19 protein-coding genes are annotated in these 19,480 nt (G+C 62.6%); 15 read left to right on the top strand and 4 right to left on the bottom strand.

Going from position 1 to position 19,480, the window contains the following annotated elements; all coding sequences use genetic code 11:
* Positions 1-129 precede the first annotated feature (129 nt).
* Positions 130-849: a PAS domain-containing protein gene (locus tag CHB90_RS12275; RefSeq protein ID WP_089278168.1), complete on the bottom strand. Its 720-nt coding sequence runs from the start codon at positions 847-849 to the stop codon at positions 130-132.
* A gap of 211 nt (positions 850-1,060) precedes the next feature.
* Here CHB90_RS12275 and CHB90_RS12270 point away from each other — a divergent pair, with 211 nt between their 5' ends.
* From CHB90_RS12270 to CHB90_RS12260, 3 genes are read left to right on the top strand one after another with little or no spacing between them, the layout of a single operon-like run.
* Positions 1,061-1,951, top strand: coding sequence for a YicC/YloC family endoribonuclease (locus CHB90_RS12270; protein ID WP_089278167.1), 891 nt, complete (start codon positions 1,061-1,063; stop codon positions 1,949-1,951).
* A 7-nt stretch (positions 1,952-1,958) separates the two neighbouring features.
* On the top strand, positions 1,959-2,609 hold the full coding sequence (gene gmk / locus CHB90_RS12265; protein ID WP_089278166.1) for a guanylate kinase: 651 nt from the start codon (positions 1,959-1,961) through the stop codon (positions 2,607-2,609).
* Complete coding sequence (locus CHB90_RS12260; RefSeq protein WP_089278165.1) at positions 2,606-3,127, top strand: gamma carbonic anhydrase family protein; 522 nt, start codon at positions 2,606-2,608, stop codon at positions 3,125-3,127. Before gmk ends, CHB90_RS12260 begins: the two co-directional genes overlap by 4 nt.
* Here the strand turns inward: CHB90_RS12260 and CHB90_RS12255 are convergent.
* The gene (locus tag CHB90_RS12255) at positions 3,124-3,642 is read right to left on the bottom strand and encodes a hypothetical protein (protein ID WP_089278164.1); all 519 of its coding nucleotides are present in this window, start codon (positions 3,640-3,642) and stop codon (positions 3,124-3,126) included. The genes CHB90_RS12260 and CHB90_RS12255 overlap by 4 nt on opposite strands.
* A 277-nt stretch (positions 3,643-3,919) precedes the next feature.
* Between CHB90_RS12255 and CHB90_RS12250 the strand changes: the two genes are divergently transcribed.
* The 11 genes from CHB90_RS12250 to tsf all read left to right on the top strand — a co-directional run bounded on the left by CHB90_RS12250 (position 3,920) and on the right by tsf (position 16,670).
* Positions 3,920-4,957, top strand: a complete 1,038-nt coding sequence (locus CHB90_RS12250) for a sensor histidine kinase (protein ID WP_089278163.1) — start codon at positions 3,920-3,922, stop codon at positions 4,955-4,957.
* Positions 4,958-5,204: 247 nt separating this feature from the next.
* Positions 5,205-6,245 (top strand): substrate-binding domain-containing protein, encoded by a 1,041-nt coding sequence (locus CHB90_RS12245; RefSeq protein WP_089278162.1) that lies wholly within the window; start codon positions 5,205-5,207, stop codon positions 6,243-6,245.
* Positions 6,246-6,348: 103 nt separating this feature from the next.
* A complete protein-coding gene (gene pstC, locus CHB90_RS12240; RefSeq protein WP_089278161.1) occupies positions 6,349-7,821 on the top strand; it encodes a phosphate ABC transporter permease subunit PstC in 1,473 nt (490 codons plus the stop codon).
* Positions 7,821-9,152 (top strand): phosphate ABC transporter permease PstA, encoded by a 1,332-nt coding sequence (pstA, locus tag CHB90_RS12235; RefSeq protein WP_089278160.1) that lies wholly within the window; start codon positions 7,821-7,823, stop codon positions 9,150-9,152. The genes pstC and pstA overlap by 1 nt, the downstream gene beginning before the upstream one ends.
* 32 nt (positions 9,153-9,184) lie before the next feature.
* Entirely contained in the window at positions 9,185-9,982 is a 798-nt protein-coding gene (gene pstB / locus CHB90_RS12230) for a phosphate ABC transporter ATP-binding protein PstB (protein WP_089278159.1), read from the top strand.
* Positions 9,982-10,734, top strand: coding sequence for a phosphate signaling complex protein PhoU (gene phoU / locus CHB90_RS12225; RefSeq protein WP_089278212.1), 753 nt, complete (start codon positions 9,982-9,984; stop codon positions 10,732-10,734). The genes pstB and phoU overlap by 1 nt, the downstream gene beginning before the upstream one ends.
* A 3-nt stretch (positions 10,735-10,737) precedes the next feature.
* Positions 10,738-11,427 carry a phosphate regulon transcriptional regulator PhoB gene (gene phoB / locus CHB90_RS12220; RefSeq protein ID WP_089278158.1) on the top strand — a complete coding sequence of 230 codons (690 nt, stop codon included), beginning with the start codon at positions 10,738-10,740 and terminating at the stop codon, positions 11,425-11,427.
* Positions 11,428-11,581: 154 nt separating this feature from the next.
* Positions 11,582-12,883 (top strand): HupE/UreJ family protein, encoded by a 1,302-nt coding sequence (locus tag CHB90_RS12215; RefSeq protein WP_089278157.1) that lies wholly within the window; start codon positions 11,582-11,584, stop codon positions 12,881-12,883.
* 95 nt (positions 12,884-12,978) lie between these two features.
* Positions 12,979-14,712 carry a neutral/alkaline non-lysosomal ceramidase N-terminal domain-containing protein gene (locus CHB90_RS12210; RefSeq protein ID WP_089278156.1) on the top strand — a complete coding sequence of 578 codons (1,734 nt, stop codon included), beginning with the start codon at positions 12,979-12,981 and terminating at the stop codon, positions 14,710-14,712.
* Positions 14,713-14,890: 178 nt separating this feature from the next.
* Positions 14,891-15,667 carry a 30S ribosomal protein S2 gene (gene rpsB, locus CHB90_RS12205; RefSeq protein WP_089278155.1) on the top strand — a complete coding sequence of 259 codons (777 nt, stop codon included), beginning with the start codon at positions 14,891-14,893 and terminating at the stop codon, positions 15,665-15,667.
* A 127-nt stretch (positions 15,668-15,794) separates the two neighbouring features.
* A complete protein-coding gene (tsf, locus tag CHB90_RS12200) occupies positions 15,795-16,670 on the top strand; it encodes a translation elongation factor Ts (protein ID WP_089278154.1) in 876 nt (291 codons plus the stop codon).
* A gap of 548 nt (positions 16,671-17,218) precedes the next feature.
* Here tsf and CHB90_RS12195 read toward each other — a convergent pair.
* Positions 17,219-17,983 (bottom strand): helix-turn-helix transcriptional regulator, encoded by a 765-nt coding sequence (locus CHB90_RS12195; RefSeq protein WP_089278153.1) that lies wholly within the window; start codon positions 17,981-17,983, stop codon positions 17,219-17,221.
* Positions 17,980-18,423, bottom strand: a complete 444-nt coding sequence (gene aroQ / locus CHB90_RS12190; protein ID WP_089278152.1) for a type II 3-dehydroquinate dehydratase — start codon at positions 18,421-18,423, stop codon at positions 17,980-17,982. Before aroQ ends, CHB90_RS12195 begins: the two co-directional genes overlap by 4 nt.
* A 360-nt stretch (positions 18,424-18,783) precedes the next feature.
* On the opposite strand from aroQ, the gene CHB90_RS12185 reads away from it, so the two are divergent.
* Positions 18,784-19,404: a delta-class carbonic anhydrase gene (locus CHB90_RS12185; protein ID WP_170941053.1), complete on the top strand. Its 621-nt coding sequence runs from the start codon at positions 18,784-18,786 to the stop codon at positions 19,402-19,404.
* Positions 19,405-19,480 lie beyond the last annotated feature (76 nt).

The following is a 19,480-nucleotide window of genomic DNA, read 5'->3' as shown; positions in this document are numbered from 1 at the left end:
ATTGTCTGAAAACCCTGTCTGGTCTGCTCGACCGGGGGGCAGCGGGTCAATACATGTCTTTGAAACAAAAGGCCCCGACCTTGTGATCGGGGCCAATCCTTTGCTGCGTCCCTGTCAGGACTGGCCGGGTCAGTCGTTGCTGACCACAAGGCGCAGGTGGCTTGTCCTGTCGCCCGTAGCCGATACGGCGGCGGGGGCCGGAACCGGCGTCGCGCCGCGCGGCATGGATGCCGCCGGTGCCTTGTGCATTACCGGCGCGTCAGGTTTGGCGGGCTCCATCGGGGCCGCTGTGACCGGCTTGCCCGACAGTGCTGCCGTCACCTCGACATGGCGCAGGGTGAACCGGCGCGGGGTGCGGCCAATGCGGCCATGGCTGATCAGCGCACCCAAAGCGCGGGTCTGGTCGCCGAAATCCGACCGCAGCGGCAACAGGATCATATGCGCCTCAAGGTCGGGTTTGCCGAAACCGCCCTCTGCGGTCAGATCCAGACGCACAATCGCTGGATCGGCAAACAGCCGTGTCACCGCCTCGCCAAAGCGTTCCCGGTCCGGCGGCGCGATCAAGCAGGACAGCGGCATCCCGGCGATCTGCATCCCCATGATGTCGTTCAGATGTGTGCCGGCGACGCGGATCTTGGCCATGCTGGGCGCGATCCGTTCCATCAGAAAGGCATTCTCCAGCGCGTCTTCCATGCCGCGCGGATCGATCTGGCTGCGCATCGGCACCGCGTCTGCCGCGCATAGCCCGTGCCAATAGGCCTCGACCTGCCGCAGAGGGGCGAGCCGCCGCATCTTTTCGCGTTCCGTCATGGAAACGATGCCCTTGTCCTTGCCACTTTTGCCCAACATGCCAAACTCCTGTCGTCCGCCGCGGCATGGTAAGGCGTGTCTGCCACCCAGCCTGCTTAATTGAAGTTACTGAAACCTTACTAGCAGAGGTTCGTCTCAAATTCGTCCCAATTCTTCGGCGAAGGTTAACGGAACGCCCAGGACTTAACCCCGACTTGCGCCCGGCAGCGTCTGCCGATACCCCGGTTCGAAAGACGGCGGAGGGGGCGAGATGCGCCAATCTATGACGGGCTTTGCAAGCCGGAGCGGACAGGGACTTGGTCGCAGCTGGGTCTGGGAATTGCGCGGTGTGAACGGCAAGGGGCTGGACCTGCGGTTGCGGATGCCCGACGGGATCGACGGGCTGGAGGCCGGTGTGCGCGCGCGTTGCGCGGCGCTGCTCAAACGCGGCAACCTGCAAATCTCATTGAAACTTGCAGCGGATGAGGGCGACGCGGGGGTGCGTCTGGATGAGGCGCAACTGGCCGCCGTACTGGCCGCGATGCACCGGATCGAGGCAGACGCCATGGCAGAGGGCCTGTCGCTGGCCCCCTCGACGGCGGCAGAGATCGTTGGATTGCGCGGCGTTCTGACAACCGAAGCGCCAGAGGCAGAGCCGGTGGCGCTGGCCGCCGCGCTGCTGGCAGACTTTGACGGTGCGCTGACGGATTTCGTGGCCATGCGCCGCGCCGAAGGCGATGCGCTGACTGTCGTGCTGGAGGGCCAACTGGCCGAGATCACCACGCTGGTCGACGACGCCACCAAGGCCGTGGCCGACCGTCAGCCACAACAGGCCGAGCGCCTGCGCGAACAACTCGCCCGCGTGATCGGCAATGCGGATGGCGTCGATCCGGCGCGCATCGCGCAGGAACTGGCGGTGATCGCTGTCAAATCCGACATCACCGAGGAAATCGACCGGCTGCGCGCCCATATCGTGGCCGCGCGGGATCTGCTGGCGGCAGAGGGCGCGGTGGGCCGCAAGTTCGATTTCCTGATGCAGGAGTTCAACCGCGAGGCCAATACGCTATGCTCGAAATCCGGGGATGCGCGATTGACCCAGACCGGACTGGCGCTGAAAACCGTGATCGACCAGATGCGCGAACAGGTTCAGAACGTGGAGTGACCCCGACATGACCCAGACACCAACACGACGCGGATTGCTGATCATCCTGTCCTCGCCCTCGGGCGCGGGAAAATCCACACTGGCGCGTCGGCTGCGTGCCTGGGACCCGTCGATCGTCTTCTCGGTCTCGGCCACGACGCGCGCACCCCGGGACGGCGAAGTTGACGGCGAAGACTACCATTTCATGAGTGAACTGGACTTCAGGAAGGCGGTCAACCAGGGCGAGATGCTGGAACACGCCCATGTCTTTGGCAATTTCTACGGCTCTCCCAAGGGGCCAGTGCGCGATGCGATCATCGCGGGCAAGGATGTGCTGTTTGACATCGACTGGCAGGGCGCGCAGCAGATGACCAATTCGGAACTGGCGCTGCACACGCTGTCGATCTTCTTGCTGCCGCCGTCGATTGCCGAACTCAAGCGGCGGCTGGAAGGGCGGGCGCAGGACGACGAAGCCGTGATCGACAAGCGGATGCAGAAAAGCTGGGACGAGATCAGCCATTGGGGATCCTACGACTTTGTGCTGGTGAACGAGGATCTGGACGAGACCGAGGCGCGGCTGAAAAGCGTGGTCACGGCGGCACGCCTGCGACGCACCCAGCAACCCGGCCTGCTGGATCACGTCCGCGCCCTGCAACAAGAATTCGAGGATTTGTCATGACTCTGTACGCATTGGACGGGATCGCGCCGCAACTGGCCGGGGACGCATGGGCCGCGCCGGATGCCAACCTGATCGGCAAGGTGGTGCTGGAGGCGCGCGCTTCGGTCTGGTTCGGCTGCACGCTGCGCGGCGACAATGAGGAAATCCGCCTCGGCGAAGGTTCGAACCTGCAGGAAAACACCGTTTGCCATACCGACATGGGCTATCCGCTGGTGATCGGGCGGGGCTGCACCATCGGCCACAAGGTCATGCTGCACGGCTGTACCATCGGCGACAACACGTTGATCGGCATGGGGGCCACAATCCTGAATGGCGCGAAGATCGGCAAGAACTGCCTGATCGGCGCAGGCGCGCTGATCACCGAGGGCAAAGAGATCCCCGACGGCAGTCTGGTGATGGGGATGCCCGGCAAAGTGGTGCGCCAACTGGACGAGGCTGCCATCGAAGGGCTGCGCAAATCGGCGCTGGGGTATCAGGCGAATGCCGCCCGCTTTGCCACCGGGCTGACGGCGCTTTAGGGCGTTATCCGCTGGTCCTTGGCGGCCACCAGACGGTCTGCGTAGATGGTCGGAAACACCGAATCGCGCTGTTCGGTGTGCAGTCCTTGCGACTGCCAGCGACCATCGCGCAGAACCAGCCGCATGTATCCCTTGAACCGGGGTGCGGCCAGGGCAGAGCCGCGCAGGATATAGGTTTCGTGAAACCCGGTGATCTCCTGTTTGGTGGCGTCCATGAAAAAAGCACCGCTGCAGATGCGGTGATATTCCGTCACGCCCTGATCCGCAAAGCAGGTCCGCGCGGCGCGGGTCACGTTCAGCCATTCTTCATGGGTTTCGAACACCCGTGCGGTATCCAGTGCACTGATCCGGTTCGGAACCGCGATGCACGACACCAGAGCGTCCCAATTGCCAACCCAGAAGTGTTTCTTGATGGCGTCGATGGTGTCCTGATAGATCGTCACGGCCTCCGGGACAGAGGCTGCCTTGATCTGTTCGGGCGATAGCCCGTCGTGGATTGGTCTGGTCCCGTCCATGTCTCTTGCTGCCCTCGACCGATCATTCGAAAACTTTACCCTGATGCTGGTAACGGCAATTCATATTCAAGGATAGTCATTCATAATGATGAATTGTGTCAGTCAGGGGCAGGAAGGGCGGGATCATGCCTATCGACCGGCCTGAACCGATCAGCTAAACAGCCGTCGCAACAAAAACCCTGTGGAGGTAAGGTGATGGCCCTATTGCGCCAACCACGCTGGTGCGCAGCGGTTCCGGCGGTCCGATCGCCGCGCGCCGTGCCGACGGTGGCCTGAGGTGGCGCCGTTCATCGCCGCCTTTGTCGATGCGGTGCCGCTGCCGGCACTGGTGATCCGGCGCGACGAAAGCATCGAGGCCGCCAATCCGCAGGCCCGGAGCCTGTTGGGGCCCGGGATCGTGGGGCGGCATTTCATCACCGCGTTGCGGCAACCGCAACTGCTGGACGCGATCGAACACAGCCTGCGGGACAGCGCCCCGCGCGCCGCCGACTATATGGGCAACGACGGACGGCAGGACACCACCTTTCGCGTGGCGGTGCGTCCGGTCGAGTTGCCCAGCGGGGCGGGTGTGTTGGTCAGTTTCGAGGATGTGACCCACGCCGAACAGTTGCTCCAGATGCGGCGCGATTTTGTCGCCAATGTCAGCCACGAACTGAAAACACCGCTGACCGCGCTGATCGGCTTTATTGAGACGTTGAAGGGACCGGCGCGCAACGATCCGGTGGGGCAGGCGCGGTTCCTGAACATCATGGAGGCCGAGGCGCACCGGATGAACCGGCTGGTCAGCGATCTGCTGTCGCTCAGCCGGGTCGAGGCGGATGAACGGGTCCGCCCGACGGAACGGATTGATCTGGGCGCGTCGATCATGGCCACCATCAACGGGCTGTCTCCACTGGCGCAGGAGGCGGAGGTCACGCTGGTTCATGACCTGCCCGACACGCAGGTGGTGGTGCCCGCAGACCGGGATCAGCTGCATCAGGTGCTGACCAACCTGATAGAGAACGCGATCAAGTATTGCGGCAAGGGCACCACGGTAACGGTGCGGCTGGGCGTGCCGAACTACGCGCCGGGACTGCGGGCGCAGGCCGCGACCCTGATCATCCAGGACAACGGGCCGGGGATCGACCCGATCCACCTGCCGCGCCTGACGGAACGGTTCTACCGCATCGACACACACCGCTCCCGCGAGATGGGCGGCACCGGGCTGGGACTGGCGATTGTCAAACATATCGTCAATCGCCACCGTGGGCGGCTCAAGATCCAGAGCGAGCAGGGCGTGGGCACCCGCTTTACCATCACGCTGCCGGTGAGTTGACCTGACGAATCCCCTCCTGCCTTGCCAGAGCTATGAAACTGCGTGACGGCGCGGAACACAGCCGCTTTTCGGGTTGCAGATTTCTGTCGCCGCCGCCCGGAGCGCGAATCCCTGCTGCAATGCAGCAAAAACCGCGCGCGTCATAAAACCGTTACACAAGCGTCACAAAACCATAGCGTCGGGCCGTTAGCGGTCCGGGACAAGGTCATCGTGGGGATGATCGTTTCCTAGGTTCACGGAGCTTTCCATGAAATTCGCTAAACTGACCGCTTCCACTCTGGCGATCGCCGCTGTGTCGGCCACCTCTGCTGTCGCGCGTGACAACATCCAGGTTGCCGGATCGTCGACCGTTCTGCCCTATGCCTCGATCGTGGCAGAGGCCTTTGGCGACAACACCGACTTCCCGACACCGGTCGTTGAATCGGGCGGCTCTTCCGCCGGGCTCAAGCGGTTCTGCCAGGGCGTAGGCGAAGAGCACACCGACGTTGCCAACGCCTCGCGCAAGATCCGCGAAAAAGAGATCCAGGCCTGCGCCGAAAACGGCGTGACCGACATCATCGAGGTCCGCATCGGCTATGATGGCATCGTGTTTGCCTCGCAGCAGGGCGGCCCGGACTACACGGCCTTTACCCAGGCCGACATCTTTACCGCGCTGGCGCCCAAGGTCATGGTTGACGGCGCGCTGGTCGACAACCCCTACACCAAATGGTCGGACTTCAACGCCGATCTGCCCGACGCCGAGATCCTCGCGTTCATCCCCGGCACCAAGCACGGCACCCGTGAAGTGTTCGAAGAAAAGGTCATCGCGGTTGGCTGTGAGGCCACCGGCGCAATGGCGGCCATGATCGACGCCGGCATGTCCGAAGACGACGCCGAAGATGCCTGCCTTGAGGTCCGCACCGATGGCCGCTCTGTCGACATCGATGGCGACTATACCGAAACGCTGGCCTCCATCTACGCCAACGTGAACGGCATCGGCGTGTTCGGTCTCGCGTTCTACGAAAACAACACCGACAAGCTGAAGGTCGCCACCATGGCCGGTGTCGCGCCCTCGACCGAAACCATCGCATCGGGAGAGTACCCGGTGTCGCGTCCGCTGTTCTTCTACGTCAAGAAGGCCCACATCGGCGTGATCCCCGGACTGAAGCTGTATGCGCAGTTCTTTATCTCTGACGAACTGGCTGGCCCCTCCGGTCCGCTGGCCAACTATGGCCTCGTGTCCGACCCCGAACTGGGCAAGATCCAGCAGATGGTTGCCGACGAAGTCGTCATGGGCGGTGGCATGTGATCCACCCGCACTGGGTTGATTGCGCCTGATACCTGCGGGGCGGCATATTCCGCCGCCCCCTTCCTTTTTGGACCTTTTCCCAAACACAGACCTCGGGGGGCATATGCCTGTTTTCTGGCTCATCGTGATCGTTCTCGCGCTGGCGGCCGTTGGATTCATCCTCGGCCGGGCCCGCGCGTTGCAAAGCGCCGGGGGCGACAGACGCGACCTGCACTCGCTGCCAATCTACTATGGCTCCAACGTGGCGATGAAATCGCTGGTGCCGGCCTTTCTGCTGATGATCGGCTGGCTGATCGCCCAGCCCTTTGCGGTCAACTATGCAGTGTCGGGCATGATCCCCGACAGCGTCATTTCCGAAGGCTCCAGCCGCGGGCTGATCCTCGCAGAGGTGCGGCGCACCTCAGACGGGCTGACCAATGCCGTGGCCAGCGGGGCGCTGACAGATGACATGGCGCGTGACGCCGGTGCCGATCTCGACGCGGTCACCACCCGGCTCAAGGATGCGGGACAGGTCGTGACCAGCCAGATCACACAGCCGGTGCTGCACGCAGCACAACGCTACCGCGCGCTGAACGCGACCGGAAACTGGGTCATGACCGGGCTTGTCCTTTTGACAGCGCTGGTCGGCGTGCTGTGGGGATTGAAGGAAACCAACGCCGATTTCCGGGCCCGCAACGTGGTGGAACAGGGCGTCATGGCGCTGTTGATCGCCGCCGCCTCTATTGCGGTTCTGACCACCATCGGCATCGTGTTCTCGCTGATCGGGAACACCTGGGTGTTCTTCAACCTGTATCCCGCCGGGGACTTCTTTACCCTGCTGGAATGGGCGCCCAGCTTTTCGGGCCGGGGCGGATCGTCCAGCCTGGGGGTGCTGCCGCTGCTCTGGGGGACATTCTATATCTCTATCGTGGCGCTGCTGGTGGCGGTGCCCGTGGGCCTGTTCGCCGCCGTCTACCTGTCCGAATACGCCTCTCCCACGGTGCGCAGCTTTGCCAAGCCGATGCTGGAGGTGCTGGCCGGTATCCCGACCATCGTCTACGGCCTGTTTGCCCTGCTGACCATCGGCCCGATGCTGCTGAGCGTCTTTGGCCCCGATGGCACCGGCTGGATGGGCGGACAGCGCGCGGTGATCACCGCCGGTCTGGCCATGGGCATCATGCTGATCCCCTTTGTCAGCTCCCTGTCGGACGACATCATCAACGCTGTGCCGCAGGCGATGCGCGACGGCTCCTACGGGCTGGGCGCCACCAAGTCGGAAACCATCAAGCAGGTGATCCTGCCTGCCGCCCTGCCGGGCATCGTGGGGGCCATCCTGCTGGCCGCCAGCCGCGCCATCGGTGAGACGATGATCGTGGTGCTGGGGGCAGGGGCCGCCGCGCGCCTGTCCCTGAACCCCTTCGAGGCGATGACCACCGTCACCGCCAAGATTGTCAGCCAACTCACCGGCGACAGTGACTTTGCCTCGCCCGAGGCGCTTGTCGCCTTCGCGCTGGGGATGAGCCTCTTTGTCCTGACGCTGGGGCTGAACGTCCTGGCCCTCTTTATCGTGCGCAAATACCGGGAGCAGTACGACTAATGACCGATGCAAGCATGGACACCCCGACCCCGCGCCGGAAAAAGATCTCGCTGGTTGCCGACGATGCGCGCACGAAAAAGCGCAACAAGGCAGAAAAGCGGTTCCAGGCCTATGGCATCGGCGCCATCGCCATTGGCCTGTTTTTCCTGCTGGTGCTGGCCACCTCGATCCTGCGGTCGGGCATCCCGGCCTTCACCACCACGGTGGTCAGTGTCGAGTTCACCCTGCAACAGGAGGAATTCGACGAGGCCGAAGGGCAACTGTTCAAGACCAAGGCCTATTCGAACTACTTCATCAGCGCGCTGCAAACGACCCTGACGGAAAAGGGGATCAAGGTCTCCTTCGACGAGGCCTCGATCGAACGGGTCATGGGCAAGATCGGCAGCACGCTGCGCGAACACTACAGCGCCTCGCCTGACACGCTGGGACAGCCGGTGGATTTCAGCCTGGGCGCATCGTCGCGTGTAGACGGCTATTTCAAGGGCCGCGTGACCCGCGAAGGGTTGCAGGACAGCCGCTTTCTGACGCTGGCCGACCTTGATCTGGTCGATGCGCTGGCCGAGGCCGGTATCATCACCACCACCTTTGACTGGAACTTTATCACCGGGGCGGATTCAGGCGTGGACAACCCCGGCGGGGCCGGGATCGGCGCCTCGGTCGTGGGATCGTTCTTCATGATGCTGGTGGTGTTGTTCCTGTCGCTGCCCATCGGCGTGGCCGCCTCGATCTACCTGGAGGAATTCGCCCCGCAGAACCGCTGGACCGATCTGGTCGAGGTCAATATCTCGAACCTTGCCGCCGTGCCATCGATTGTCTTTGGTATCCTTGGTCTGGCGGTGTTCATCCAGTTCGCGCACTTGCCGCAGTCCGCGCCGCTGGTGGGTGGTCTGGTGCTGACGCTGATGACGCTGCCGACCATCATCATCTCGACCCGCGCGTCGCTCAAGGCGGTGCCGCCGTCGATCCGCGACGCGGCGCTGGGGGTCGGGGCCTCAAGGATGCAATCGGTGTTCCACCACGTTCTGCCGCTGGCGATGCCCGGCATCCTGACCGGCACAATCATCGGTCTGGCGCAGGCGCTGGGGGAAACCGCACCGCTGCTGCTGATCGGCATGGTGGGCTTTGTCGCCCGTGGCTATCCCGACGGGTTCATCAGCGGGTTTATCGACCCGAACTCTGCCATGCCGGCGCAGATCTACACATGGGCGGCCCGTGCCGATGCCAGCTTTTACGAAAAGGCCTGGGGCGGTATCATCATCCTGCTGATCTTTCTGCTGACCATGAACATCATCGCCATCATTCTGCGCCGCCGCTTTGAGCGTCGCTGGTAAGCGCCGGGTTGCGGAACTAGGAGAGCACAACAATGTACGACGTACCGAACACGGAGATCAACGTGGAGCAGCGAGACATCAAGATCAGCGCCCGCAAGGTGCAGGTCTATTACGGCACCACCCACGCCATCAAGGACGTGAACTGCGAGATCCAGGACAAGACCGTGACCGCCTTTATCGGTCCCTCTGGCTGCGGCAAATCCACCTTTCTGCGCTGCCTGAACCGGATGAATGACACCATCGACATCTGCCGCGTCGAGGGCGACATCACCATCGACGGTGAAGACATCTATGACAAGCGCGTCGATCCGGTGCAATTGCGCGCCAAGGTCGGCATGGTGTTCCAGAAACCCAACCCGTTCCCCAAGTCGATCTACGACAATGTGGCCTATGGCCCGCGCATCCACGGTCTGGCCCGGAACAAGGCCGATCTGGACGTGATCGTCGAACGGTCTCTGCGCCGTGCGGCCATCTGGGATGAGGTCAAGGACCGGCTGGACGCGCCGGGCACCGGCCTGTCGGGCGGCCAGCAACAGCGTTTGTGCATCGCGCGCGCCGTGGCCACCGAACCCGAGGTTCTGCTGATGGACGAACCCTGTTCGGCGCTGGACCCCATCGCCACCAGCCAAGTCGAGGAACTGATTGACGAACTGCGGCAGGAGTATTCGGTGGTCATCGTGACCCACTCGATGCAGCAGGCCGCGCGGGTCAGCCAGAAGACCGCGTTTTTTCACCTGGGTCATCTGGTGGAATACGGCGACACCAGCAAGATCTTTACCAACCCGGTCGACAGCCGGACCGAAAGCTACATCACAGGGCGGATCGGATGATGAGAGAGCTCAATCAACATATCGCAAGCGCGTTTGACCGCGATCTTGAGGGCATACAGGCCAAGATCATGAAGATGGGGGGCCTTGCCGAGGCTGCCATCCTCAGCGCGGCCAAATCGCTGGAGACCCGCGACGAAGAGCTGGCCAATCAGGTCCGCCGCGGAGATGCCGCCATCGACGCGCTGGAGGAAAGCCTCAACGAAGAGGCGGCTCGCGTGATCGCGCTGCGCGCGCCGACCGCGTCGGACCTGCGCATTGTCCTGTCGGTGATGCGCATGTCGGCCAATCTGGAACGGATCGGCGATCTGTCCAAGAACATGGCCAAGCGCACAACCGTGCTGGTGCAGATGCAGCCCATCGGCGGCACCTCGCAATCGCTGCGCCGGATGGCGCGCGATGTGGAACTGATGCTCAAGGACGCGCTGGACGCCTATATCCAGCGCGATGAGGCACTGGCCATGGACGTGATCGAACGCGACCGCGACGTCGACCAGATGTACAACACCCTGTTCCGCGAATTCCTGACCTTCATGCTGGAAGACCCGCGCAACATCACCGCCTGCATGCATCTGCATTTCATCGCCAAGAACATCGAACGCATGGGCGACCATGTGACGTCGATCGCCGAACAGGTCGTGTTCCTGACATCCGGGCGCAAGCCGGACGATATTCGCGTCAAGGATGACCGCACCTCGACCGATGCCAGCCTGTCCCTGGATGCGCTGGACGGCGACGAGGACAGAGAGGATTGAACGATGGCCGCAGATCAGCCAACAGTTCTGGTGGTCGAGGATGAAGCCGCCCAGCGAGAAGTGCTGACCTACAACCTCGAGGCCGAGGGGTTCCGCGTTGCACGCGCCGAAAACGGCGAAGAGGCGCTGATCCTCATCGACGAGGAAAACCCCGACATCATCGTGCTGGACTGGATGTTGCCCAATGTGTCCGGGATCGAGGTGTGCCGCCAGATCAAGACGCGCCCCGACACGCGCAACGTGCCGATCATCATGCTGTCGGCCCGCTCGGAAGAGGTGGACCGGGTGCGCGGCCTTGAAACCGGGGCAGACGATTATGTGGTCAAACCCTATTCGGTGATCGAGCTGATGGCACGGGTGCGCGCGCAACTGCGCCGGGCGCGTCCAGCGGCGGCGGGTCTGCGGCTGGAATACCAGGACATCATGCTGGACAGTGAAACCCACCGCGTCACCCGCAACGACAAGTCGCTGAAGCTGGGCCCGACCGAATTTCGCCTGCTGACCACCTTTATGGAAAAGCCGGGCCGGGTCTGGTCGCGCGAGCAACTGCTGGACCGGGTCTGGGGCCGCGACATCTATGTCGACACGCGCACTGTCGACGTCCACATCGGGCGCCTGCGCAAGGCGCTGTGCCAGCACGGCGGCGGCGATCCGCTGCGTACGGTACGCGGCGCGGGCTACGCGCTTGGCTGACCGGTTCGCTGTGTCCGTCGCATAACAAATAAGGCCGCGCCGTTGCACAACGGCGCGGCCTTTTTTCCGGTTTCTGGTCCGGTCGGGTCTGCATTTGCTTGAACTCTGCCGCGACTGCGTCATTTTGTTACGAAATTGTGCTCTCGGGGGTCTCATGTTTCGTAGTCTTGTCGCGTTTTTCGCTTTGCTCATATCCGTCACCGCCGCCTCGGCACATGAGGTCCGCCCCGCCATTGGCGATCTGTCCACCGGCGAGGACGGCGTCGCTCTGGTCCTGCGGCTGAGCATGGAGCCGGTTCTGGCCGGCGTCGATCTCGAAGGGGTCGAGGACACCAACGACACCGACCGCGCCGATGCGGTGGACAGGCTGCGCGCGCTGGACCCGGAGGCCATGAAGGCCGACATCACGGCCGCCATGAACGGCGTTCTGGGCCAAATCGCCATTGCGGCGGATGGAACGGACGTGCCCCTGACTGTGACAGACATCCAGGTCGACGATGTGCCGCAGGTCGACCTGCCGCGCGAGTCTCGGCTGTTTCTGTCCGGCGATCTGCCCGACGGCGCGCAAAGCCTGACGGTCAGCTGGCCGTCGGAATACGGCACGCTGATCCTGCGGCAAATCGATGTCGAGGATGGCTTTACCGGCTATCTGACCGGCGGCACATCCGATCCCATCGCCATTGCCGGTGGCGACGCCATGTCCGGTCTGGGCACCTTTGGCTACTACATCCCGGTGGGTTTTGAGCACATCCTGCCCATGGGGCTGGACCATATCCTGTTTGTGCTGGGGCTGTTCTTTCTGTCCACCCGGATGGGGCCGCTGTTGTGGCAGATCTCGGCCTTTACGCTGGCGCATACTGTGACGCTCGCCCTTGGGGCGCTGGGGTATGTCAACATTCCCGGCAGCATCGTGGAACCGATCATTGCCGCCTCCATCGTCTATGTGGCGGTGGAAAACATCGTCTCGGACAAACTGCACCGCTGGCGACCTCTGGTGATCTTTGTCTTTGGCTTGCTGCACGGGCTGGGCTTTGCCTCTGTTCTGGGAGAGTTCGGATTGCCAGCGGATCAATTTGTACCGGCGCTGATCGGCTTTAACGTCGGCGTGGAACTGGGTCAGTTGACGGTCATCGCCATCGCCTTTCTGTTGGTGTTCCTGGCGCAGCGGGTGGACAGCGGACGCACCGATCTGCGCACCGGGCAGGTGGTCTACGGCATCCTTGCGCTGGCCTTTGTCGGCTTCGGCTTCTTGCTGAACGGCCCCGGCTTTACCGCCGCCATGGGCGCGGGCGCGCCGGTCTTTTTGTGGCCGCTGGCCGGGCTCTGCCTGCTGTGCCTGTTGTCGGCGACTTTTGTCAGCGACGTGCGGGCCTATCGCCATTTCGTTGCCGTGCCCGCCTCGCTGGCGATTGCCTGTGTCGGCGCCTACTGGTTCGTAGAGCGGGTCTTTCTCTAACCGGCCCAATTGCGCCCCGTCAGGTGGAATAAGTGGACACCAACGGCCCAATCCGACTAACCTTATGAGGGAAACTCTCATCGGGGGATCACGGGGTGGGCGAATTTGTTATCGGGGCCGGAAAAGCTGAGATCGACTACAGACACCTTTTGAAACGCCCCCTCATGGGCTTCAACGATGAGAACCAGATCGCAGAGAAAGTGATCGGCCAGCTGGCCGCCCGCGCATTCGTGATTGAAACGGATGGCAACCTGATCGCGCTTGTAGTGGCCGACATCTGGTCCGGGACCGAGAGTATCCGCACGGCACTGCTCAAGCGTCTCAAGGGGACGGAATTGGGCGCGCGCTTGTCGGGCGGTCACCTCATGGTGGCGGGCACGCATACCCACAGCGGGCCGTCCGGGATAACCGATCATCGGCTCTATGCCCAGCTGTCGGGCGGGTATTCCCAGGCGGTCGTCGATGACATCGCGCTGGCGATGTGCAAGGCCTTGCAGCAGGCCGACCAGACCCGGCGCCCGGCGCGGATCGAGATCCTGGACATCGTGGACAAGGGGGATGCCGCCAGTGGCGCATGGTTCGGCAACCGGTCGCTCGAGGCCTACAAGGCCAACCCGGAGGCAGAACGGAACCGCCATCGGTCGGCCGTGGAAAAGAACTTTGCCACGCTCCTGTTTCGCGAAGCCGACACTGGCGCGCTGATCGGATCGCTGAACTTCCTCGCGGTTCATGGCACTGCGCTGGGGCCCGACAACCGCAATCTGAGCGGCGACATTCCCGGCAATGTCTCGACCCACATTGAGGGCTTCGTGACGAGAAGGAAACTGGCTGGCGCGGCACCCTTTGTGGCCGGTAGCCTGAATGGTTGCTGCGGCGACATTTCCCCCAACATGAAGGCCAGCGGCGAGGGCTATGTCCAAAAACGCCAGCGCGTGCCGCACAACCCGATTGCGCAGGTTGAGCATTGGGGCGAAGAAGCGATCGACTGGTTCAAGGGCCTGTTCGCCGGCAACCATGCGCCGCCCCAGACAGAGGAAGAGGGCTTTGTCGCGCTGGCGGAAGAGATCGGCGCAGCCTTTGCCGCAGCGCATGGGGCGCCCGAAAGCAAGACACACCTGGCTTCTTTTCCCACGACCGTGGAGGGGGAAATCCACGCAGCCTACGGCACACCAGACATGACCGACTGGCAGGATGGCGACAAGCGGACGTGGCGGGGCGCTGTGGGTCTGTCGACCCTGGCTGGCGCGGTGATGGATGGGCCGGGGCCTCTGGGGCTGCGCGAAGGGATCACGACGCAGAATGCCAGCATCACGGAGCGCGGGCTCTGGTCGCTCTTGATGGAGGTTTCGTCGCGCACGCCGAAAAAGGACATCGTCCAGCTTGTCGGCCCGATACCGAATGCATTGACCGACGCGGTCGTGGGCTTGCTCAAGCTGAAGTTCGACATGGATACGGACGCGATCTCTGTCGGGGCGGATTATGTTGGGGGGCAGGCGCCCAAGCCCGTTGCGATCCTCACCCGTCGCATTTCACCCGAGAGCCCGCCCAAACAGGTGTTCTGGCTGGGGCCGATCCTCATCGCGGCGCTTCCGGGCGAGATGACGACCATGGCCGGTCGTCGTCTGCGTGACGCCCTTGGCCAGGTCTGCAACCCAAGCGGGCAAAGACCATCGCACGTCCTGACGGTCTGTTATGCCAACGACTATTGTCAGTACGTCACCACGCCCGAGGAATACGACTGTCAGCACTACGAGGGCGCATCGACCCTGTTCGGCAGGCACACCCTTGACGCGCATGTCGCCCATCTGACCAATCTGGCGCGGGCCTAGCGTGCCGGGGCAGGGGGATGGCAATCCCCCTTGCGCCCTGCCCGGACCTGCTGTAAGGGCCGCTCCACGTACTCCGCAGGCGGGGGCGGGCGCTTTGGGAGAGACATCCCCAAACGTCCACCGGTTGAGGCATCCGCCTTGATCCCCCGCCAAGGCATAAACCGGAAAGGATAGAAGCATGGCTCTTCCCGAGTTCAACATGCGTCAGCTGCTCGAAGCTGGCGTTCACTTTGGCCACCAGACGCAGCGCTGGAACCCCCGCATGGGCGAGTTCATCTACGGCGCGCGCAGCGGCATCCACATCATGGACCTGACGCAGACCGTTCCGATGCTGGACGCGGCGCTGAACGCGATCCGTGAATGCGTGGCCAAGAACGGCCGCGTGCTGTTCGTCGGCACCAAGCGTCAGGCCGCTGTTCCGATCGCCGAGGCGGCCGAGAAATGCGCCCAGTATTACATGAACCACCGTTGGCTGGGCGGCACGCTCACCAACTGGCAGACCGTGTCCAAGTCGATCAACCGCCTGCGGGAAATCGACGAAAAGATGGAAAACGGCGCCGAGGGCCTGACCAAGAAAGAGCGTCTTGGAATGGAACGCGACCAGGCAAAGCTGCAAGCGTCGCTGGGTGGTATCCGTGAGATGGGCGGCGTGCCGGACATGCTGTTCGTCATTGACGTCAAGAAAGAGGCACTGGCCGTGGCCGAGGCGAACAAGCTGGGTATCCCGATTGTCGCCATCGTCGACACCAACTGCTCGCCCGCTGGCATCGACTACATCATCCCCGGCAACGACGACGCGGCCCGCGCCATTGCGCTGTACTGCGACCTCGTCAGCCGCGCTGCTCTGGACGGTATGACCGGCCAGATGGAAGCCGCCGGCATCGACCTTGGCGCACTCGAAGACGCGCCTGTCGAAGAGACGCTGGTCGAGGCCGGTGAAAAAGCCGAAGGCTGATTGCCTTCGCGGGCCGTGTCGCAAAAGCGATACATGCCCATGACATGAGGGGTGGCCAAAGCTGCGGGTTTCGGATCCGCGGCGGCCACCCGACCTCCTGCAATGAGACGATGAGGAGAGCCAAACCATGGCGATCACTGCTGCACAGGTGAAAGAACTGCGCGAAATGACTGGCGCAGGCATGATGGATGCCAAGAAGGCGCTGGTGGAAACCGACGGCGACATGGAAGCGGCCATTGACTGGCTGCGCACCAAGGGTCTGGCCAAAGCGGCCAAGAAATCCGGTCGTACCGCAGCCGAGGGCCTCGTGGCCGTCGAGGTTGCCGGTGGCAAGGGTGTGGCCGTCGAGGTCAACTCGGAAACCGACTTTGTCGCCAAGAACGCCGACTTCCAGAAGATGGTTGGCGGGATCGCCAAGGCGGCGCTGGGTGTGTCCGACGTCGAGGCGCTCAAGACCGCCGACATGGGTGGCAAGCCCGTGGCCGACGTGATCACCGACAAGATCGCCACCATCGGCGAGAACATGTCCCTGCGCCGCATGGCGTCGGTCGAAGGTGACGTCGTGGCGGCCTATGTCCACAACGCGGCCACCGACGGCATGGGCCAGATCGGTGTTCTGGTCGCGCTCAAGGGCGGCACCGAAGAGTTCGGCAAACAGGTTGGCATGCACATCGCCGCCATGAACCCTGCCGCGCTCAACGAGGCCTCGCTCGATCCGTCCGTGGTCGAAAAGGAAAAGCAGATCCAGATCGACATCGCCAAGGAATCGGGCAAGCCCGACGCCGTGATCGAAAAGATGATCGTTGGCCGGATGAAGAAATTCATGGCTGAGGTGACGTTGCTGGGTCAGCAGTTCGCGCTGGACACCGACAAGACCGTTGAGCAGGCCGCCAAAGACGCGGGCGCCGAGGTTGTCGGTTTCGTGCGGATGCAGGTCGGCGAAGGCATCGAAAAGGTCCAGGAAGACTTTGCCGCCGAGGTGGCCAAGGCCGCTCAGGGCTGATCCCTTTGGGCTGATCCGGCTCGAACGCACATCATCAACGCGCCCCGGACACAGTTCGGGGCGTTTTGCGTTCTGGCAGCACCAGATGCGCTGTTTTTGGGCGAACACCCGCCGGAACGGAGCGCCGCCGACAACTTGGCTTGCGGGCACGGCCAAGGCTTCGCATGGTGAGAAAAGACAGCGTGCCGGTCAGGGCAGGGCGCATGGAGAGAACAGAGGATAGGATTCGGGGCCCCCGGTGAGACATTGGGGATGAGATCCAGGGACCCCGAAAGGGTGCTGGCCGACGGAAGCGGTAATTGCCCCGTCGAACCAGCGTCCGGCAAACACCGGGGGCGCCGCAGGGCCCGGAAATTCGCGGGTTGCGGTCCCTTTGCTCCATGGCCAAAGCCACCACTCACGGAACAAGGAAACAATCGCAATTAACCTATGGTAAAGGAAGTACGGATTTCCTGACCAAAGGGTAAAACGCCCGGACTCACGCAGAATTTACGCCAAAGGGCGGGATTTTAACCCTTTGGTGTCAACATCTTGGCCCTGTTAATGTTTTATTGCGCGGCGATGATGTACATCTGGTTGTGAAACGCCGCCTTGGCCACGGCCTGCGCGGTGGTTTCAACATTCAGCGTCTCACGCGCAAGGCGCAGGTGCTTTTCGATCGTCGCCTGCGTCAGCCCCATGATGGTGGCAATGTCCTGCATGGTCTTGCCATCGCCGACCCATTCCAGCGCCTCGCGCTGGCGCGGGGTCAGGTTCTGACCAGCCAGCGGCAAGGGCAGGGTCATGATCTTGAGATGCACCAGATTGTTCAGCAGGATGATGTCCTGGCCATGTTTCGCCCAGATGGCATCTGCCTCGTCCTGGTTCAGTTCGGGGCGCGTGGTCAGCGAAATCGCCCCCTTGGCGCGGTGCGACACCGACTGAAAGCTGATCGTATAGCCCGCGTGCACCTTGTGCTGCAGGTTGAAGGCCACGACCTTGGCGGCGCGGTCGTCCAGCGTGCCCTTGTTGATCTGTTCCGCCATCGCGCGCCAGCTGCAATGACCCTCGTTTTCCAAAGCCCAGCGGACCATCGGCGCGTAGCGATACAGCCCGTCCTCGACAAAGCCCTTGCGATAGGCAGGCGTGTGGTTGGTCAGCACGATAAAATCATTCGGATCGCCAAAGCTGGTTGCCGTCATGAACCGCGTGAACCCGTAGATCAGCCGGTCAAACCCATAGCTGTCCATCCGCGCACAGTGCATTTCCCAAAGCTCCTGCACATCATGGGCATTGGTCAGGTCGATCAGGTAATCTCTCAGCTCGGGGGTCATGGCCGTGTCTCCAGAAAGCCCAGCAGGGCGTCTATGGCCAGTTTATACCCGTTTGCGCCAAATCCCGCTATGACGCCGATGGCCACCGGCGCAATGAATGACGTGTGGCGAAAACTTTCACGCGCGTGGACGTTGGACAGGTGCAATTCCACGGTGGGCATCTCGGTGCCCTTGATCGCGTCCATCAGCGCAATCGAGGTATGGGTATAGGCCCCGGCGTTCAGCACGATCCCGGCATGTTGGCCGCGCGCCTCGTGGATGTGGGCGACCAGCGCGCCTTCGTGGTTGGACTGTGCGCACGCAACGTCAATTCCGCGCGTCTTGCCGTGGGCCACACACATCTCTTCGACATCGGCGAGGGTCGTGTGGCCATAGATTTCCGGCTGGCGTGTCCCCAACAGGTTGAGATTGGGGCCGTTGAGGACAAGGATAGAGGTCATGTGCGTCTCCGGTGTTTGACCGGTTGGTAAGGTGCGCTGTGCAATGCTGTCCAGTCTCCTGCAGCGGCGTTCCGTGATTAGGCTGCAATCGTTGCGTTCGAGACGCGAAATGCGGTGGAGTTTCACACGTTTTTTCAGCTGCTTCACCGAAAAACCGCGCTGACGCACAACCATAGCAATGCCTGCCAACCCATTGAGACACCTTTAGGTAAGGTCGGTGGCGAGCCTCGCAGGGCCATCGCGGGGGTGACGAACGCTTGAATTGACTGTTGACGACCCGTCCATATTCGGCGTCCGCTGGCCTTGGGTTCTGGCCGAAGCCGCAACTCGATTGTCCAAGTTATTTTCCAGGAGGGTCTGATGACCACATCTTTCCACCAGCGATCTGCCGCGGTGATTTTCGCCTGCGTGATAGGCACCACAGGCCTCGCGGAGACAGAGGCGCATGGCCCAGTGTCGGACGAGGTCATTTCTGGTCAGCGCGCCGAACTGTCAGCGGCCACCGCTGGTCTTGGGTTCGGCCCGCAATCGCCCCGCGATATCGACGCTGTGGCCGGCGTCAATGCACGGGCGTTCGGCACCGCGCCAAGCCATGAGGCCATGACGCTGTGCGACATTCATTTCCACGAGAACGCCGAACACAAGGGCGGTGAGTTCACCACCTATGCCGGCAATGGCGATGGCCACGGTAATGGAACAGGGTTCAAATTCAACGGAACGCTCAGCGAGGGCGAACTTGCGCCCATTGGAATGAAGGTCGGGGAAAGCGAACACGGCGACCTTGTGCCGGGGGACACGATCGAGATCCACTTTGTCTATTCCACCGCTCAGGCGGCACCCGGTCACGGCCTGGGAACCTGTCTGACCGATGCCATCGGCAATCCGCAACTGCGGGTCGAGGCCGTGGTGGCGGTGTTGGTCAACGATCCGGCAGCGATTGATTTCACCCAGATGGCCCAGGTGAGTATCCGTCCGTTGTGACCGCTCTGACGGTGAGCCTCTGCTGTCGATAATGTCCATGATCGATAATGGACATCTTGAGGCACTCCATGACGGG

The sequence above is a fragment of the Antarctobacter heliothermus genome (assembly GCF_900188425.1).
GTDB classification, from domain to species: Bacteria; Pseudomonadota; Alphaproteobacteria; order Rhodobacterales; family Rhodobacteraceae; genus Antarctobacter; species Antarctobacter heliothermus.
Note: the sequence above shows the minus strand (reverse complement) of the source record. Positions and strands in the feature narration are given on the sequence as shown.

Bases quoted from the DNA above. Each gene is read 5' to 3' on its own strand.
- CHB90_RS12245 (WP_089278162.1), top strand. From the start codon at position 5,205: ATGAAATTCGCTAAACTGACCGCTTCCACTCTGGCGATCGCCGCTGTG.
- gmk (WP_089278166.1), top strand. From the start codon at position 1,959: ATGACCCAGACACCAACACGACGCGGATTGCTGATCATCCTGTCCTCG.
- CHB90_RS12255 (WP_089278164.1), bottom strand. From the start codon at position 3,642: ATGGACGGGACCAGACCAATCCACGACGGGCTATCGCCCGAACAGATC.
- pstB (WP_089278159.1), top strand. From the start codon at position 9,185: ATGTACGACGTACCGAACACGGAGATCAACGTGGAGCAGCGAGACATC.
- rpsB (WP_089278155.1), top strand. From the start codon at position 14,891: ATGGCTCTTCCCGAGTTCAACATGCGTCAGCTGCTCGAAGCTGGCGTT.
- CHB90_RS12215 (WP_089278157.1), top strand. From the start codon at position 11,582: ATGTTTCGTAGTCTTGTCGCGTTTTTCGCTTTGCTCATATCCGTCACC.
- CHB90_RS12260 (WP_089278165.1), top strand. From the start codon at position 2,606: ATGACTCTGTACGCATTGGACGGGATCGCGCCGCAACTGGCCGGGGAC.
- phoB (WP_089278158.1), top strand. From the start codon at position 10,738: ATGGCCGCAGATCAGCCAACAGTTCTGGTGGTCGAGGATGAAGCCGCC.
- aroQ (WP_089278152.1), bottom strand. From the start codon at position 18,423: ATGACCTCTATCCTTGTCCTCAACGGCCCCAATCTCAACCTGTTGGGG.
- CHB90_RS12185 (WP_170941053.1), top strand. From the start codon at position 18,784: ATGACCACATCTTTCCACCAGCGATCTGCCGCGGTGATTTTCGCCTGC.
- pstA (WP_089278160.1), top strand. From the start codon at position 7,821: ATGACCGATGCAAGCATGGACACCCCGACCCCGCGCCGGAAAAAGATC.
- tsf (WP_089278154.1), top strand. From the start codon at position 15,795: ATGGCGATCACTGCTGCACAGGTGAAAGAACTGCGCGAAATGACTGGC.
- CHB90_RS12275 (WP_089278168.1), bottom strand. From the start codon at position 849: ATGTTGGGCAAAAGTGGCAAGGACAAGGGCATCGTTTCCATGACGGAA.
- pstC (WP_089278161.1), top strand. From the start codon at position 6,349: ATGCCTGTTTTCTGGCTCATCGTGATCGTTCTCGCGCTGGCGGCCGTT.
- CHB90_RS12270 (WP_089278167.1), top strand. From the start codon at position 1,061: ATGCGCCAATCTATGACGGGCTTTGCAAGCCGGAGCGGACAGGGACTT.
- CHB90_RS12195 (WP_089278153.1), bottom strand. From the start codon at position 17,983: ATGACCCCCGAGCTGAGAGATTACCTGATCGACCTGACCAATGCCCAT.
- phoU (WP_089278212.1), top strand. From the start codon at position 9,982: ATGAGAGAGCTCAATCAACATATCGCAAGCGCGTTTGACCGCGATCTT.